12 protein-coding genes and 1 pseudogene are annotated in these 19,187 nt (G+C 35.5%); 5 read left to right on the top strand and 8 right to left on the bottom strand.

Translation table 11 applies throughout. The annotated features are described in order from the left end of the window. Positions 1-56: 56 nt before the first annotated feature. A pseudogene (locus AC2G3J_RS09685) lies at positions 57-434 on the bottom strand (alpha/beta fold hydrolase); the annotation flags it as partial. A 409-nt stretch (positions 435-843) separates the two neighbouring features. On the opposite strand from AC2G3J_RS09685, the gene AC2G3J_RS09680 reads away from it, so the two are divergent. From AC2G3J_RS09680 to AC2G3J_RS09670, 3 genes are all read left to right on the top strand, one after another. Then, positions 844-2,289, top strand: a complete 1,446-nt coding sequence (locus tag AC2G3J_RS09680) for a coniferyl aldehyde dehydrogenase (protein WP_483771019.1) — start codon at positions 844-846, stop codon at positions 2,287-2,289. Between the two features lie 65 nt (positions 2,290-2,354). Then, on the top strand, positions 2,355-3,341 hold the full coding sequence (locus tag AC2G3J_RS09675) for an NAD(P)H-quinone oxidoreductase (RefSeq protein ID WP_336951112.1): 987 nt from the start codon (positions 2,355-2,357) through the stop codon (positions 3,339-3,341). 557 nt (positions 3,342-3,898) lie between these two features. Then, positions 3,899-6,160, top strand: a complete 2,262-nt coding sequence (locus AC2G3J_RS09670; protein WP_483771018.1) for an ATP-binding cassette domain-containing protein — start codon at positions 3,899-3,901, stop codon at positions 6,158-6,160. A gap of 159 nt (positions 6,161-6,319) precedes the next feature. Here AC2G3J_RS09670 and AC2G3J_RS09665 read toward each other — a convergent pair whose 3' ends face one another. Next, positions 6,320-6,949, bottom strand: coding sequence for a TetR/AcrR family transcriptional regulator (locus AC2G3J_RS09665; protein ID WP_419328914.1), 630 nt, complete (start codon positions 6,947-6,949; stop codon positions 6,320-6,322). Positions 6,950-7,008: 59 nt separating this feature from the next. On the opposite strand from AC2G3J_RS09665, the gene AC2G3J_RS09660 reads away from it, so the two are divergent. After that, on the top strand, positions 7,009-7,881 hold the full coding sequence (locus tag AC2G3J_RS09660; protein ID WP_336951109.1) for an alpha/beta fold hydrolase: 873 nt from the start codon (positions 7,009-7,011) through the stop codon (positions 7,879-7,881). A 597-nt stretch (positions 7,882-8,478) separates the two neighbouring features. Next, positions 8,479-10,680 carry a TonB-dependent siderophore receptor gene (locus tag AC2G3J_RS09655; protein WP_483771017.1) on the top strand — a complete coding sequence of 734 codons (2,202 nt, stop codon included), beginning with the start codon at positions 8,479-8,481 and terminating at the stop codon, positions 10,678-10,680. A 100-nt stretch (positions 10,681-10,780) separates the two neighbouring features. Here AC2G3J_RS09655 and metC read toward each other — a convergent pair whose 3' ends face one another. The 6 genes from metC to AC2G3J_RS09625 form a co-directional block, all read right to left on the bottom strand. Then, positions 10,781-11,950 carry a cystathionine beta-lyase gene (gene metC, locus AC2G3J_RS09650; RefSeq protein WP_419328919.1) on the bottom strand — a complete coding sequence of 390 codons (1,170 nt, stop codon included), beginning with the start codon at positions 11,948-11,950 and terminating at the stop codon, positions 10,781-10,783. A gap of 346 nt (positions 11,951-12,296) precedes the next feature. Continuing rightward, complete coding sequence (locus tag AC2G3J_RS09645) at positions 12,297-12,767, bottom strand: Lrp/AsnC family transcriptional regulator (protein WP_336951106.1); 471 nt, start codon at positions 12,765-12,767, stop codon at positions 12,297-12,299. 201 nt (positions 12,768-12,968) lie between these two features. Continuing rightward, positions 12,969-13,862 (bottom strand): LysR family transcriptional regulator, encoded by an 894-nt coding sequence (locus AC2G3J_RS09640; RefSeq protein WP_419359674.1) that lies wholly within the window; start codon positions 13,860-13,862, stop codon positions 12,969-12,971. Positions 13,863-13,910: 48 nt separating this feature from the next. Then, entirely contained in the window at positions 13,911-15,263 is a 1,353-nt protein-coding gene (locus AC2G3J_RS09635) for an MFS transporter (protein ID WP_419327200.1), read from the bottom strand. Between the two features lie 45 nt (positions 15,264-15,308). Further along, a complete protein-coding gene (salA, locus tag AC2G3J_RS09630; protein WP_483771016.1) occupies positions 15,309-16,595 on the bottom strand; it encodes a salicylate 1-monooxygenase in 1,287 nt (428 codons plus the stop codon). A 285-nt stretch (positions 16,596-16,880) separates the two neighbouring features. Beyond that, positions 16,881-19,088, bottom strand: a complete 2,208-nt coding sequence (locus AC2G3J_RS09625) for a TonB-dependent siderophore receptor (protein WP_483771015.1) — start codon at positions 19,086-19,088, stop codon at positions 16,881-16,883. Between the last annotated feature and the right edge of the window lie 99 nt (positions 19,089-19,187).

Genomic DNA, 19,187 nt, shown 5'->3' with positions numbered 1-19,187 from the left:
AAGATAGAGGCTTTATTTGCCTCTATCTTTTAACATGCTTAAGGTATGACTCATACTCACCATTCACGAATAAATGCTAATAAATCAGGATTAATAACATCTGCATTCACAGTGGGCATTCCATCTGAAAAACCTTTATAAATTTTTAAAGTTCCATTTTGTAAGAGTTTGGCAGACAAAGCCCCAGCGTTTTCATAAGGTACGATTTGGTCATCATCACCATGCATTACTCATACTGGAACAGAGATCTTTTTTTAAATCTTCTGTAAAATCAGTCTGAGAGAATGCGACAATCCCATCATAGTGTGCTTTGGCCCCACTCATCATACCTTGACGCCACCAATTCCAAAAATAGGTTCAGATGGCTCAACACCATCACGCTTGAACCCATAAAACGGTCCTGCTGGTAGGTTTTAATAAAACTCAGCACGATTTTTAAAAAGCTAATGATGCAAAAATTGCACAATTTGATTACTAATTTATGTTGTCGTCAATGTTGGTAAATTGGATAAATACGGCACTATCTCTTCAGATAGTTATTCAATATTAAGATTAAAGCTCACCTCAAGCTCAATGCTTTTAGTCAGTTTTGATTGCAAAAGTTTAAGTTTAAAAAATTGATTTTTTAGTCAGTCTGCTGATTGGTGAATAGAAAAAGATTTATTTATTCCCCGTATTTCCTATCAAAGTTTGCTTATACATTTCCTACACCTCTACAAATTATTTTTTAATTTTTGATTTATTTCAGTTGACATTAAAGTCGACTTTAATCTTATAGTTATCTTAACGAGTTACACATTCATGTAGGCATTAATCGTTGTCTTCATATCGTGAGGTGAAAAAATGAATGCTTTAAATAAGACCCATCCAATTGAAAATTTGAATAAAATTTTGGATCAACAACGCCAAGCTTTTCTCCGATCAGAGCCAACAACTTTGTCCCAAAGAAAAGCAAATTTAAAAAAATTACGTGTTGCATTGCTTGCAAACCGCACTGAATTGCAGACCGCCGTAAGTGAAGATTTTGGACATCGTTCACATCATGAAACGAATGTGATGGAGTTGCTGGGTATCATTCAATCTATAGATTATCTGACTAAAAACTTAGGTCGTTTTATGAAAGCTGAACACCGCCATGTCAGTTTATTTTATCGTTCTGCGACTGCCCGTGTAGAATATCAACCTAAAGGTGTCATTGGTGTTATGGCACCTTGGAATTACCCAATATCATTGACATTGATTCCATTAGCGACTGCTTTAGCTGCTGGGAATCGAGTCATGTTAAAACCATCAGAATTAACGCCTCGTACCAGTGATGTCATTTATCGAATGTTGGCAGATATATTTCCACTAGATGAGGTTGCAGTTGTTCTTGGAGGGCCTGAAATTGGTGCAGAATTCAGCGCCTTGCCCTTTGATCATCTTTTATTTACAGGTAGCACACCTGTTGGTCGTAAAGTGATGAAAGCTGCAAGTGATAATCTTGTCCCTCTTACGCTTGAGTTAGGTGGGAAAAGTCCTGTGATTGTCGCTAAAGGTCATGTCAATTCAAGAACTTTGACGAGTATTACTTATGGAAAATTGTCTAATGCTGGGCAAACTTGTGTTGCACCAGATTACGCCTTGGTACATGAAGATGATCTAGAATCATTTATTAATCAATATGATAAAACAGTTAAAAAATTCTATCCAAATGGTCCTGATACCTTAGATTACACTTCCATTGTGAATGAACGACATTACAACCGTTTGCAAAATCTGATTAAAGATGCTGAGAAAAATGGTGCACGTATTGTTGAAGTAGGTATTAGACCTGAATCTGTAATTAATAGACAACGTACATTCACCCCAACTCTTGTTATCGGTGCAAAAGATGATGATGCCATTATGCGAGAAGAGATATTCGGTCCAATTCTTCCTGTTCGTACATATCGCAGTGTTGATGAAGTGATTAACTATATTAATACGAGAGATAGACCCTTAGCTCTTTACTATTTTGGTGAAAAAAATGCAGATTGCAAAAAAATACTAAGTCGTACTACATCAGGGAATGTAGGCATTAACAATACCCTTATCCATGTTGCGCAAGATGATCTTCCATTTGGTGGAGTAGGTCCAAGTGGCATGGGAGCCTATCATGGAATTGAGGGCTTTCGTTCGATGAGTCATGCCAAAGGTGTATTTGATCAAGGCCGGTGGAACTTTCCAAGTCTGCTCCATGCTCCTTTTGGTAAATTTATAGCATTTGCATTAGCGATCACTTTAGGTAAGAGACCTTCTTCAAATTAATTTTATTTAAAACGAGATTGACGATTCAAAATCCCATTTCCAACAATGATAAGGAAAAGACATTTATGAAATGTATTACATTTAATGGTGCAGGCGGTCCTGAAGTTATTACAGTAAGTGAACGTCCTATTCCTGAGCTAAGTAATGATGGCGTCTTAATTGAAGTGGTTGCTGCTGGTATTAACGGGCCAGATGTAATGCAGCGACAAGGTTTATATGCTCCGCCTCCAGGTGTGACAGACATCCCTGGTTTAGAGGTCTCAGGTGTAGTGAAAGCAGTAGGTTCATCTGTACGTAAGTTGAAAGTTGGTGATGAAGTATGTGCTTTGGTACAAGGCGGTGGTTATGCTGAATATGTGATTGCACATCAAGATAATGTTTTGTTTATTCCTGAGGGTTTAACCTTAATAGAGGGTGGAATTCTGCTGGAAACATTTATGACAGTTTGGTCTCATCTATTTCAACATGCAAAATTTAGAGAAAACAGTTCTATTCTAATTCATGGTGGCACTTCTGGCATTGGAACTACCGCAACTATGCTGACGCGAGCCTTTGGTGCTACACAAATTTTTACTACAGTTTCTAGTACTGCACACCAACGAGCAAGTCTAGAACTTGGCGCTGATGTTGCGATTAATTATAAAGAACAGGATTTTGTTGAAGAAATAAAAAAACATACCAATGGTCAAGGTGTAGATTTTGTCTTAGATATTATTGCAGGCGATTACATTCAGAAAAACTATGAGGTTGCAGCTATGAATGGCACTATTTTACAAGTTGGTGTCCTAAAAGGGCTTGCAGAAAAAGTCAATATTTTCCCAATGTTGGCAAAACGTCTTACTCATACTGGCGCAACGTTACGTTCCCAATCTGCTACAGCCAAAGCTGAAGTTATGGCTGCCCTTCAGGAAAAAGTTTGGCCTTTAATTTCAAAAGAACAACTCAAACCAATACTTTATCAATCCTTTGATCTTGAAAATGCGCGGCAAGCTCATGAATTGTTACAGCAAGGAAAACATGTTGGGAAGTTAGCATTAGTTATCAAAAGATAATTTAAAAAAGGGAGTTAAGAGAAGATTCTCATAACTCCTTTAATGATCTCAGTCTAAGTGGCAGAGTGTGTTGAGCTCGTTATCGATGGATCAAAAATATCATAAATTATGTCGAATCAATGTTTAACTACAATCCGTTTTGAGTAGTGTTAAATCATAGTATTAATATTTTAAAAAACTGATGGTATAAAATTTCTCTCAACTAAATAGATACTACAGTGTTCATGAACTTTGGTTTTTAATTTAAGGTATATTTTGTTATAAGCAATTGAATTAAAGTGATATATATGATTTTTAGCCTATAAAGTAGATTTTAGGTGAACATAAGTTAAATAAGCTTTCTTCCAAGTCTTATTCCATATACAAAACTCTTGCCCCATTTTGTTTTTCGTATGTGCTTGTTGATACATTAACTTTATTGAACACTTGTGTATCACTAATGTGGAGGAAAGATCAAAATTTTTAATATTTAAACTTTTTATTTAATAAACATATACATCCTTTTTATAAATTTTGTCTTATCTTTATTATAAATCCTTAACTTCAAGTGATCTCATATGACTAAAAGAACAATAAATATTTACGGAGCTAGGCAAAATAATCTAAAAAATCTTTCTTTGAAGATTCCCAAACATGAAATTGTTGTTTTTACTGGAGTCTCAGGTTCAGGAAAATCATCATTAGTTTTTGAAACTATTGGTGCTGAAGCGCAAAGACAGATCAATGAAACTCAAGACAGCTTTGTTCGCAACCGTCTGCAGCATTTTGGAGTTGCGGATGTTGACAAAATCGAGAATCTAAATGTTCCTGTGATTATCAATCAAAAACCATTAACAGGAAATATCCGATCAACCGTTGCAACAATTACAGACATTTATGCAAATCTTCGCCTATTATTTTCACGTATGGGTGAACCTTTTGTTGGTTATTCAAATGTTTTTTCTTTTAATCATCCCAATGGTATGTGCCCACAATGCGAAGGCATAGGTCTAGAGCAAATAATTGATATTTATAAAATATTAGATTTAAATAAATCCTTGAATGAAGAAGGTGCTATCAACTTCCCTACCTATCAACCCACTGCTTGGCGTTGGACGAGATATGCTGATTCTGGTTATTTCGATTTAGATAAAAAATTAAAAGATTATAGTGAAAAAGAATGGGATTTGTTTTTGAACGCTCCCCAGCATAAACCTTTAAATCCAAAAAGTGAATGGAAAAAAACGGCCCTTTATGAAGGACTGATTACCCGATTTGAACGTAACTTTTTAAAAGGTGAAGCACAAGAACGAAATCGTTATCGAGAAAAACTTGAGCAGATTATTAGCACCAAACCATGTTCTTTATGCCATGGACAACGGCTTAATCAAAAATCTTTATCTTGTAAAATTCATGGTAAAAATATTGCTGATTGTACTGCCCTATCTGTGTCAGCGCTTTTAGCGTTTATAGAGTCGATAAAAAGTGAGAAATTTGAAACTGTTTTATATGAGATCATTAACAAATTAATGAACTTAAACTTGGTCGGCCTCAGCTATTTAAATCTTAATCGTGTAAGCAACACCTTGTCTGGTGGTGAGTCTCAACGAATCAAGATGGTCAAACATTTAGGGAATAGCTTAGTCGACTTACTGTATATTTTTGATGAGCCAAGTGTGGGGCTGCATCCAAAAGATTTAGATAATATTATTAAAATCATTCAAAAAATTAGAGATAAAGGAAATAGCGTATTGCTTGTTGAACATGATCCTGATCTTATTAGAACAGCTGATCATGTTATTGATATGGGACCACTTTCTGGCGCAAACGGTGGTCAGATTATTTACCAAGGAACATTTGCGGAATTAAAAAACTCGTCTGGTTTAACAGGTCAATTTTTTAGAAGACCCAATACCTATAAGAAAATCCCACGTGTCAGTCATGAATGGATTTCGATTAAGAATGCCCATTTATTCAATTTGAAAAATATTGATGTAGCTATCCCTAAAAATTGCTTAACTGTTGTTACAGGAGTTGCAGGTTCAGGAAAAAGTACTTTAATAAGTAAAGTATTACCGCAACAATACCCTGAAACGAAAGTCATTGATCAATCTGCAATTACTGCAAGTATTCGGTCAAATTTACTTACCTATCTAGACCTTCTTGATCCGATTCGTCAACTATTTGCAAAAGCAAATAAAGTTAGTGCTAAGCTGTTTAGTTTTAATAGTGAAGGGGCTTGCCCTCAATGCAAAGGATCAGGTATCGAGAGAATTGAGTTGGCATTTTTAGATGATGTAGAAATGACGTGTGACTTATGCCATGGCTCGGGATATAAACCAGAGGTGTTAAAATATTATTATAAAGATAAGAATATTGCTGAACTTATGAAAATGACTGTCAGTGAAGCTAGTCATTTTTTTGAAGATTACAATTTACAGCAGCAATTTAATTCTCTAGTGAGCTTGGGTTTAGACTATATTGCAATTGGCCAACGCTTAAATACTTTCTCTGGAGGTGAGCGTCAAAGACTAAAACTCACAAAGCAGCTCAATGAAACAGATAATGTTTTTGTATTGGATGAACCAAGCACAGGCTTACATCCTTCTGATACTGAACGATTGATCGAGTTATTAAATAACTTAGTTGAAAAAGGCAATACCGTCATTGTTGTTGAACATAATTTAGATATCATGACTCAAGCAGATTGGGTGATCGATATTGGCCCATTGGCTGGAGATAACGGCGGTGAATTGGTATTCTCTGGAACAATTAGCGACTTACTCTCATTTGAAAAATCCTTAACGGGGCTCTATTTAAAAAAATATCTAGAGCTGTAAAAATATGAATAGTCACTTTCCAAATGTATGGTTTATATAGAATTTAGCTAACTAACAACATAAAGCCTTTAGGTGATGAACTAAACTTAGGTAAACATAAGTTAGATACTGTATGCCTAACTTATTAATTAATAGATTGTTATTTCGATTTAGCAAACATCACTCATTATTTTTATGTAGCATATTGGTCAGAAGCATGTTTAAACCTAACTCAAAAATTTGATCCTGATCTTCTATTGTCCAATAAGATTTAGCATCTTCCAGTAAAGTATATTTGTCTAATTTTAGATTTTTACCTGCTAGCTGATATCCCTTAGCTTCATCAATTCCTACACCTATTAAGTAATAATTTAAAATTCTTAAAAAATAACTCGCATTTTTTACACCTAAATTGGCATTCTTGAAAACAAGCAAAATACTATTCATAAAGTTATATCCAATATCTGTATTCAATGGATGAACAGCTAAGATAGGAAAAAATTTTGGATATTCCTTAGATAATTTTCTCCATTGTTTTGCTATATACATCAATTGTTCTTTTGGATCGTCTACTTGCTTTTTTAAATTAATTTTTGAAATCAAAAAATCTACGATTTGATCAAGAATTTGTTCTTTATTCTTCATGTGATAATAAATACTCATAGCTTCACAATTGAGCATTTGAGCAAGTTTACGCAGACTGAAACCTTCTATACCGTTCGTTTCTATCATCTGTAAAGAGGTTTGAATAATTAAATCTCTCGACAAATTGACTCTTGTTTTTTTATGGTTCTCTGTTCGATTTGACATAATAGTGTTTACCTTATAATCTACCTTACAGTGTAAGTTTAGCAAAAAAAGGAATAAAAATGAAGTACACATTACATCGCTGGGAGTATGAAGGGAATTATTTGTCCTTTAAAAATTATAAAATCTTTTACAAGTTTTCACCTAAACTGAATGCCCAAACGATTTTATTAATTCATGGTTATCCCACAAGCTCATTTGACTGGGCTAAAATCTGGGATACTCTAGCTGAGAACTATCAAATACTTGCTATCGATTTACTTGGATTAGGATTCTCTGATAAACCAAGTAAATATATATATTCTGTTCAAGATCATGCCGATCAAGCTATTGCCTTGATTGAGTATTTGAAGCTAGAGGAAATTCATTTAGTCGGTCATGATTTAGGTGTAGGAATCATTCAGGAATTGCTCGATCGACAGCAGAACAACCTTTTAGCATTTAAAGTTAAATCTTCTATTTTTATGAATGGTAGTTTATTTCCTGAAGTATATCGCCCTCGCCTAATCCAAAAACTTATGGCGTCTATTCTTGGACATATAATAATATATTTCTTATCTTTTCGTGTTTTCTCAAAAAATATGAAAAATATGTTTGATCAAAAGAATCAGCCAAGTGAGTTAGATTTAGAACAATGGTATCAACAATTAATTATGAATCATGGGAAAAAGAGCCTAGTTCAATTAAACCGTTCAATTTTCGAGAGGTTTAAACACCGTGATAGACTTGTCAATGCTTTGATTAATAGCCAGATTCCTTTATTACTCATCAATGGGAAAAGTGATCCTAATTCTGGTGAACATATGGCGCAAAGATATATAGAAATCATTCCTAATCCCAAAGTAATTGAAATTGAAGATTGCGGACACTGGACTCCTTGGGAGCAGCCAACCATCGTAGGAAAAGAAATAAAAACTTTCTTAGCTTCATTTTGAATATCGATTGATTGTTTGAGCTGCTTATCTGAAATCAATATTATCAAATGGTTATTTATTTTTTATACTGAGTATCTTCTTTATTGGAAGATACTCAATTTACAGTGTAAATTTATGAAATGTTAAGAGTATTATTAAGTTAATTCTTTGAAAGAACTCATCATAAAAGTAAGAAAGTAGATTTGAGCTAAACTTAAGTTAACTAAGTCTTTGGTAGCATCTTGTTTTATCAGTTTTTAATCGTTTTTAAATCTTATCTTAATTTAACTTTGCCATCAGTATCCAAGGCATTCGGATACTGATCATTTTCTAAAATATCCTTTACATATTACTATTATCTAATTTTTTCTATAATTACTTTATCTATATCAAAAATTCAAAATATCTCCGATTGCATTGTTTATAACCCAAAATCAAATGTAACTATTATCTTGCAAATAGTAATGATAAAAATTCCACTAAATAAATGAGAATGATTATTGATAATTAATTGTGCATATGTTACTTTTTGTAACGCTTTTTTGCCCGTAACAGGTTTAAAGCAATAGAAAGACAGAAAACCCGATAGCGCGCATTTTTTATTATGGAATTTATCTTATGTACACCTTCTTCCCTCTAAGACATGCATTCAAAATGCATCCTTTAGTACTTTCTATGGCTTTAACTATTCCATCTGTTGTTTATGCAGAAGAAAAAACAGAAACAGTGGCTTTACCAACAATCAAAGTACAAGCAGAAAGCGAAAATTCAGCTATTACAGAAGGAACTCAAAGCTATACAGCCAAAAAGACAAATACTTCAACAAAATTAAATTTGTCTCTTCGTGAAACACCTCAATCTGTCAAAGTTTTAACACGTGAATATTTAGATGACCGAAACATTGATTCTTTTCAAGATTTAATGAATACGATTACAGGTGTTTCAACATCGCGTACCGATGAACGTCAGTCTGTTTATGCTCGAGGATTTCAGGTCGATTACTATTTAATAGATGGAATGCCGAGTACCACAAACTTAGGTGCAGGTGATCTTGATTTAGATATTTATGATCGTGTAGAAGTTGTTAAAGGTGCAAATGGGCTTACCACAGGTGCTGGTAATCCTGCAATGGGACTAAATATGGTCCGTAAACATGCCAATGCAAAAGAGTTGACGGGTAATCTGAGCACTTCACTCGGTTCTTGGAATGCATGGAGTAGCTATGCGGATATCTCTACGCCACTGAACGAAGATGGTTCACTTCGTGGACGTATGTTCGTCAAACATACTGATGAAAAATCCTTTATGGATTTTTATGAAAAAGAACGCAATGTATTTTATGGTGCGATTGATTACGATTTGAGTGATAAAACTAGTATGTCACTTGGTGCAACTTATCAAGAGTTACAACGTGATGGCATTCGCTGGGGAGGCACTCCAGCATTTTATGATGATGGAAGTCGTACTAACTTTGATCGAAGCTTAACGGTAACTGCACCTTGGACATTTTGGGATGTAAATACCACAGCAGTATTCGCCAATTTAAAACAGAATTTATTCAATGATGTTAATTTAAATGTTGCATATACCTTTCGTAAAGAAGATGTAAATACCCTTCTGCTTTACACTGGCGGTCAAGTAAACAAAGCAACCAATACCAGCCCACTAAAAAATAAACCTGATCCTAAGACAGGTAAAATCACAGATAATGTTTCAGTATATGGCTCAGAAGCAAGCAATGAAGAAAATAATATTGATCTTTTCATCAACGTGCCTTTTACACTATTTAACCGCCCACAAGAAATAATTATTGGTGGTTCATGGAACAAAAACGAGAAGACCAAGGATATTTTTGGGGGATCCAATACTAAAAATGAAGTCGAGAAGTATTTAGGCGGTCCGCTCGACTATAACAATATGGCACAACCACTACTTCAATCCGTCATTTTGAATGGTGTAAATGCTCTGAATCAAACGACTCAAACTTCGGCTTATATTTCTGGTAAATTTCAAATTCTCGATCCATTAAAAGTGATTGTAGGTACACGTTTATCTAATTGGAAATATGAGTCTGAAAATGGTGTAGGCAATCGTGAATTTAACAACGAAGTCACGCCTTATATTGGCGCTATTTACGATTTTGCAAAAGATCACTCAGTCTATGTCAGCTATACAGACATATTTAAACCGCAAAGCCGTAAAGATGTAAATGATCAATATCTAGATCCTGCGAACGGTAAAAACTATGAAACAGGATTAAAAAGTGAATGGTTTGGCGGACGTTTAAACACAGCTTTATCAGTATTCCGCATTGAACAATCTAATTTTGCTGAAGCGATACCAGGAGGATTTATTGTTCGTAATGGTGCACTAACCACTGATCAAGCTTATCGTGGTGTAGATGGAGTTGAAAGTAAAGGTTTTGAGTTCGAAGCAGATGGTGAAATTAATGATCACTGGGGCGTTAATTTTGGTATTGCTAATTTTGAAGCAAAAGATGCAAAAGGTGTAAAGGTTAATACAACGAATTCACGCACAACATCTAATCTATTTGTGAAATATAAAGTAGATCTATGGAGTGCTGGACTCGGTTTAAATTACAAGAGTAAATACTATACGGGTACTGGAAATACACGTATAGATCAAGATGCTTTTGTACTTGCTAGTGCGATGTTAGGTTATCAAGTTGATAAAAATATTAAGCTTCAGCTGAACGTTGACAATATTTTTGACAAGAAATACTACGAAGGTATTGGTGCAAACTCAATGAATTGGGGTACACCAAGAAATGCCACATTAAGTGTCCGCTATAATTTTTAATACATTTTAAATTAAACCCTCTATTTTATTAGAGGGTTTCTTCTATAGTCTTGCTATATTGGATATTTAAGGTCTCATTTTACTATAATGTATAATGAAATTAAGCTATCGCACGCTGAGCAATAGTTAGTGCCTCCTCCAAATCCGCTTTTAAATCGTCTACATGTTCAAGTCCAGCATGTAGACGTACCAAATATCCACGACTAGGCAAATGACTTTGAGTTCGATAAGGCGTTCCAACTGGCAAAATCAAACTTTCAAATCCACCCCATGACAAGCCAATGTGGAAAAGCCTTAAAGAGTCAAAGAAAGCCTCAACAAAACATGGATTGTTTTGTTTTAAATAAAAAGAAAATAAGCCTGTAGACCCAGAAAAGCTCTGTTGCCATAGTTTGTGATATGGATTCATTGCTAAAGCTGGATGATTTACCACATCGATTGCTGGATGTTCATTTAGATAATGAGCAAGTATCACGCCATTCTCTTCATGTTGTTTTAAGCGGACAGCTAAACTCCTTAATCCACGTGAAGCTAAATAAATATCATCTGGACTAGTCGTTTCACCAAAAAAATGCACAACTTTATTTAATTGCTCAATCGATGCTGCATTTGCAGTTGCAGCCCCCATGAGAATGTCAGAATGCCCACCAATATATTTTGTGACAGCCTGAATTGAGACATCGGCACCATGTTTTAAAGGTTGAAAAAACAATGGCGTTGCCCAAGAGTTATCTACTAAAACCTTGGCATTCATAGCATGGCTTATTTCTGAGATTGCAGCAATATCACTAATTTCAAAAGTAATTGAACCCGGTGACTCTACAAAGACCACGCTGGTTTTTTGATTAATTTTGCTCTTTAACTCGTTTAAATCACATGAGTTAAAGTATTCAACATGGATTCCCAGTTTGGGCAACATACTGTCTGCAAAACTTCGTGTTGGCCCATAAATATTATCAGCAATAAGAACGTGATCACCTGCTGCAACGAATGCCATTAATGCATGTGTACAAGCCGATAGTCCAGATGGAAAAACCATGCATCCTGCCCCACCTTCTAATGCATTAATTGCACTTTCAAAAGACTTTGCTGTAGCAGCACCAAAACGGCCATAATGTTTATAAACACCGCCATTTTGCTTATGATCTTCCCATTCTTTAAAACTATCGACAACAATAGTTGAGCCTCGATAAACAGGTGTATTCACCAAACCATCAAAACGCTGAGGGGTTCTTCCCAAATTTATGACTTGTGTACAAAAATGATTCATAGCAGCACCAGCATGATTTCTAAGAAATATTTCTACAACCAATGATAGATAAAATGCATAGAATTTTTATTTTAAATAAATCACTATTTTTTAAAAAATATAGAATATAAATCCGTATTTTAACATTTACTGGGAATTTTATTCCCTTAATGACATGATAAGGTAAATACTGATAATCTGGCTGAGTGATATGTTCAGTGCTTTATTGAATAATTTTTAAGGCTTATTTACCTTTCTATAGTCATTGAGATAGTTCGATTCCTTTGTAAAAAGCATTTCACAGATCAAAGCCTAAGAGAAATATAGACTATTGAGGACTTTGGTTTTTATGGAAAAACATCAATGCTCAAAGAAAATTTAAAGGTAATTCAGTTGTATACTTAATTTGCTCCATTGCAAAACTCGAACTCACATCAGTAAGACCAGAAATTTGAATTATTTTTTTATAGACTTTGTCATACTCAAGAACATCGGGTACAGCGACTTTTAACAAATAATCAGTCTCTCCAGCCATCCGATACACTTCTATAACTTCATCGATTGTGTGGATATGATTGTGAAATTTTTGAATCCATTCTGCATTATGTTGTGCTGTTTTAATAAAAACCATAACAATCACGTTGATATTTAACTTTTTACGATCTAATAAAGCAACTTTAGCGCGAATAATTCCTTCTTCTTCCATTTTATGAATGCGTCGCCAACAGGCGGTATTACTTAATCCAATACGATCTGCGATATCACCAATTGCACAGGTACAGTCTTTTTGCAAGAGTTCCAAAATTCCACGATCATATTTATCTAGCTGTAATTTCATGCAGTTCACTTTATATAAGAAATTAAAAAAATGAGTCACTAATTTATCGATGATTGGAATGATATTCTATTTTTGACAAGATAAATAGATTTTTAATTCTTAATGCTGATTACTTGAAACTCTCATTCAAATAAAGATTAGTTCAGATAAGTTATGACTCTATCCACTACTTTTTAACGCATTGTTCATAAGAATACGGCGTTACAACGCTTGGAAAAGTTCTTGTAACGTTTGTATAAACCAAGTTCGGGCTTCTATATCATCTCGATGGTTATACCAATTGGTACTCACATTAAAGGGTTTAACTGAAAATGGTAATTCAAAAATGTTCACATCACCATTACGTGCATATACTTTTGCTGCTCGTGAAGGCAAGGTCACCAATAATTCAGAACTGGTCACCACATCTTGTAAAACACTAAAATGAGGAAGCTCAAGCATGATTTTTCTTTTTAAGCCCAATTCCTTCAGCCTTTGATCAATTTCAATGTGACCCGTTGAAGACTTAATAGCAGCATGATTTTCTTGAAAATATTGTTCTAAACTCAGTGTATCCCTGATACGTGGATGGTACTTATGCGCAATGCACATATAGCGTTCTTCAAATAAATTACGTGATTCAATTTTAGGCATAACGGTATAACTACTATTGAATACAGCAACATCTAAAAAACCTTCAGTCAGCCAGTCTTCTACTTTATGCGATTGAATTTCTTCAATTTCCACCTTAATAAATGGTGCTTCTTTAGAAAGGTATTGAATTAAAGAAGGTAGTAAACATATTTCACCCAAATCAGATAAGCCTAAACGAAATATCCGAGTTGACGTTTTTGGGTCAAAGTATTTAGAAGCTGTAATTGCCATTTCAATATCGGTAATTGCTTGCCTAAAGCTCGGGTATAAACTTTGTGCCAACTTGGTCGGTTTGACTCCAAATTTGTCTCGTTCAAATAAAGGATCATTTAAAAATTTACGTAGGCGATTTAGATTGTAGGTGACAGATGGCTGGCTTAAATTGAGGCGCTCAGCTGCATGACTAATATTTTTAGTTTCAAAAACGATAATAAAAACTTTAATAAGACTTAGATCAATCAATTGTCATATCTCTATTGAATGAGGGAGGTAGACCTCCCTGCTCTACTTTTAGATTTGTACCGCTTTCACCGCCAATTTTGTTTTTTTCAACTGTAAGCGAATCATTGAAACACTCATTACCGCAATAATACAAGGGATTGATAATGCGATAAAATTATAATTAATGGGCAGACTTAAGCTTAACAGCCAACCACATAAGATTGGCCCTAAAATTGCGCCTAAGCGCCCCACACCTAAAGCCATTCCTAAGCCTGTTGCACGAATATTGGATGAATAAAATTGGGACATATACGCCAATAATAAGATTTGCCCACCAATTGATGCAGCACCTGCAACCGCAATACAAAAATAAAGAATGACCATTGGTAAATTATAACTCAGTAAGATTAATGCGATCGCGCCACTTAAAAACAGTGAGCATAATACCTTTGCCAGATTAAAACGATCCGCTAAGTAGCCACCACAAATTGCACCAAGCATTCCACCAATATTTAAAGCCAATAGAAAAACCAGACTGGTCGATAAGTCATAGCCTGCTTCTACCATTAATTTAGGCAACCAATTACCTAAAGCATAGACCAGTACAAGCGCCATAAATACGCTGCCCCAGAATAAGAGTGTCACCATCCCACGATTTTCTGCAAATAAATCCTTGATCGGGGTTTTAGAGGTAGATTGATTGTCTTGATGAAGACCAATTTGAGTCTGAGACGTATAGGTAATATTGCCGTCAATTTGTTTAAGGATCTCAATGGCTTGGTCAGTTTTATCACGGCGCACCAAATAATCAATCGATTCGGGTAACAGCTTCCAGATTATCGGAATGAGTAAAAGTGGCGTTCCTCCTAGAATAAACATGATTTTCCAACCAAATTGCGGGACTAACCACATTCCTAATAAAGCTGAACACATCCCACCGACTGCATAACCACTAAACATTAAGGAAACCAAGGTTGAACGTAGTTTTTTAGGTGCGTATTCAGTCATCAAGGCGATTACATTTGGCATGACCCCGCCTAACCCCAAACCAGCCAAAAACCGAAAAACTCCAAAACTTTGTGGATTATTGGCATAACCACAAACTAAAGTAAAACCACTGAATAAACAGATACATAAAATAATTAATTTTTTGCGGCTAAATCCATAGCTTTCTAATTTATCACTCAGGCTACCGAAAATAATTGCACCAAACATCATCCCAAATAAAGCGACACTGCCCAGAAATCCAGCCGTAATACTGTCAATTTTCCATTCTGCCATTAACTTGGGTAAAGCAACACCGTAAATCACTAAATCATAACCATCAAAGATAATGATCAATGCACTGAGTAAAATCACCCGCCAATGAATGGCTTTTAATTTGGCATGATCAATAATTTCATTTGCATTTATGCTTTGCATAATAGACCTTCCTGGTCATATTGTCCTGTTTGTAATCTTTGTTGTTTAAGTCGTCATTTCAGTGTGCTGTAGTTGTTTTGCTAATGCTGCTTTGGCTGTCTGAATATCATTTTCAAGCGAATGCTGCCACAACCAGTCAAAACGCTGTGTCAAATGTTGGCCTATTGATTCAAAATCAGGATATTTCGATGAATATAGCTCATAGATTTCACCTGATTCACGCGAGGTATTTTGAACTTTCACGGCGCGCGCTAATCGAAATTGCTCATAGATTTCCGATACAGCTTTGATAGATTCAGATGTCAACCTAGGGTTTTCTAATAATTTAGCTAAAATCAAAGCATCCTCTAAACCTTGTCCAGCACCAGCACCTTGATGCGGTAACATGGCATGAGCAGCATCGCCAATCAAAATCACATTATTGTTTTTGTTTATATAGGTTTCTAAAGGTTGAATTTCATGTAATGCCCAAATGGTTGGTGAGTCGATCAGATCCAATAATGCCTTACAACTCTCGCTCCAGTCTGCAAAATCAGCCAGCATGGCTTGTTTTGAAACAGGAGATGTCCATGGTGTATTCTCTGCTAATACAGTTTGCGTGCGATCTGACTTAAACGCAACAATGTTAATTTCTTCACCCTGACGGATTGGGAAAGTTAAGATATGTTTATCTTTCCCTAAAAGCATTTGTGGTACATCGGCAATTTCTGCATCATTTCCCAGTTTTGCAATGGCTTGCTTAAAATCTTGAAATTTAATAATTCCACGATATGCCCAAGTCCCCGAAAACTGAGGTTCAACACGCGCTAATTGATTAGAGTCAAGCACATGATTTCGAACAACTGACCGAATTCCATCACAACCAATCACATAATCAAATGTAATATGTTGACCATCGATAAAGTGAATTGTCGCTTGTTCTTCATCTGCCTCAATTTCTTGTACACGTTTATTAAAATGTACATTTGTTAAAGGCACCAACGGAATTAAACGATCGAGAAAATCTGCACGATGTACCGAAGATTGTCCGACTTGTGGCGCAATCGATGCAGATAGATACTCATCGGTATAACCATTACGCCATTGAAACCAAATATCGGTGTATGGTGCCTTTACCTGATCGGCAATAGATTCATACTCTTGGCTTAAACCTAATAATTGAATGGCTTTAACTGCGTTGGCACCAAACGAAATCCCTGCGCCAATCTCGGAAAACTGTGATGCGGACTCAAAGAGATGTACATCTAAATGTTTATTTTTGAACAATTGAGTCGTGAGTGCTAATCCCGCAATACCGCCACCAATCACAGCAACTCTAATTTTTTTGTCCATTTTTAGCATTCCTTACTAAATTGCTTAGAATTCTATAATTGGTTATTTTTTAGAATAAATCCAATTTATATTTTTAGGTTTATACTATCTATTTTTTTGATATTTATTTAAATAAATCTCTTTCATAAATGAAAAAGTGATCATGTAGCGTGAATCATATTGTGATTGAAAATCCCTTCTCCCTTTGGGAGAAGGCAAGGATGAGGGGGATTTTATGTTGATTTTTAGCTTTAAAAAAGTCTTATGAAATAATATTAAAATATTGATATAACTAAATTAGTTTAGTTAAAAACCCACAATCCACGAGAGTTGCGCTGTACGTGGTGCACCAAGAAATAAATAGTCATCGCCTAAGAAACTCCCCGCATCGCGCCAGTATTTTTTATTAAACACGTTATCAACATTAAATCGAAGCGTATTGTCATAACCATAAGCACGGAAGTTATAAGCTGTACCTACATCAAACACGCTATAGCCTGATACTTTTACTGTACCTGTTTTATTGGCATATTTACTGCTGCTGTATTGCATGCCAGCCAATAAACGTAAGCCATCTACTTGTGGTACTCGATAAGATAGATGATTAGCAAAACGAACACTTGGTACATTCTGAGTTTGATGACCTTGATAATCAGCCACTTGTATTTCTTTTAAACGTGAACGAATTAAAGCTAAAGAAGAAGTCATATCTAAATTTTGCCCTAAGCGTCCTTGTAAGCCCAATTCCAAACCAAGATTATGTTGCTTACCATCCGTGACAAAGTATTTGTCTGCGTTGGTGTATTGATTGTCTTGGGTTAAATCGAACAACGCCGCGGTAAACAGTAATGTTTGCCACTGCTGCTTAAGACCCAATTCATACTGAGTTGAATTTATCGGTGCTAACGTTTTAAAAGCATTACCTTCAATACCTTGATCAGGAATACCAGTAGCAAACCAAGGGGCTTGTCCGCCATCACTTAATCCTTTGGCATAAGAAGCATAGAGATGAGTCTGTTCCCAAGGTTGATACATCAACGCAAACTGCGGTAAGAAACGATTGAAATTGGTCTCTCGGATGTTGTTTGCATCTTCATCATAGGCATTTTCATTTAAGTGCATTAGTTTGCCGCCCAACAATACTGACCATTCAGCGTTAAAGTCAATCTGGTCAAGTAAGTTCAATGCAGTTTGTTGACTGTCTAATGATTTATAATGTTTACCTAAAGTTTTGTCAGTAGGCGCATACGTTATAGGATCATTATAAATATTTCCTGTACCCACCCATTCATTGATTGCATTATATTGTATATGCCGTTTCCCTGTATGTGACAGTTCTAAACTTAGCTTATGTTGCCAAGCACCTGCACTAAACTTTCCGTTTAAGCCTGCTTTAAATTGATTGGTTAAGAAGCTGTCGTCTGGATTACGGAAATCATAAATATCATAGTTACCATTTTGGTCAAAGGTATTACCTAAACTTGTCGTTTGACAAATACTGCTACCACAACCCCACGGAAATGCTGAATAATCATCAATCACGACACGGCTTTGTGAAGCAGACAGATTTGTTGTCCAGTGGTCATTGACTTGGTAAATATATTTTAAGCTGGCATTTAGACTTTCATTGGTCACTGGTTTACTCCAGCTTTGATAGCCAAGTAAACGATCCCATTTAACCCCAGTGGGTACAGTTGTACCATCCAGTAATTGATAACCAGCGACTGAGCGCTGACGTTGACGCTGTGATTCAATATCAAATTCTAATTTTGACTGATCTGAAATTTTCCAATCTAAAGCCAAAGCACCAAACAAACGCTTCCCATCTGCATGCTCAACATAAGGATGAATTTCTTCTTTGGCCAGATTCAGTCGATAACCAAACTGCTGATCTTCTCCGAACAAACCACCCAAGTCAGTTGCGACACGATTTCCACCATGACTATCCACTTCAACGGTGATAGCACGAATGTCTTCTGGACGTTTAGTGACATAATTGATAACACCACCCGGTGTTGACATCCCACTTTGGATTGCACTTATACCCTTTAGAATTTCAACTTGTGCCTTGTTCTCTAGTGCCACATTTTGCTCGCCACGCAACAAATGACCATTGAGTAAATAACTTGACCCTAAATTCAGGTTAAAGCCACGCATAATAAAGTTTGGATAATAACCAATGGGTGCATAGCCATCGCCGATGGCTGCATCATTTTTAACAACATCCGTCAGGGTTTTTGCATGTTGGTCAGCGATACGTTCCGCGGTGACTGTACTGATAGATGCAGGAATCTCAGCAAGATTTTGCTGAGTAAATCCTGATAAATTTACCTTGGGTTGATAATAAGCAGTTGGTGTTGTTTCTATTGTTTGAACGCTTACTTTAATCGTTTTAAGTTGTTGGGTATCTTTTTCAGTATCAGCATGTGCCAATGCTGAACTTAGCCCTAGACATGAAAATGAACCAACTGCCAATAATGCTTTTTGTAAACGAGAAAATGGATACGTTTTCACAGTAATTGTCTAACCCCAAAAGATAATTTTACAGCCTAAATTTATGTGCATGAGTATTCACAATTTTCTTCGATTGAACAAGCATTTCTATAAGATATT

The sequence above is a fragment of the Acinetobacter legionensis genome (assembly GCF_057165765.1).
Note: the sequence above shows the minus strand (reverse complement) of the source record. Positions and strands in the feature narration are given on the sequence as shown.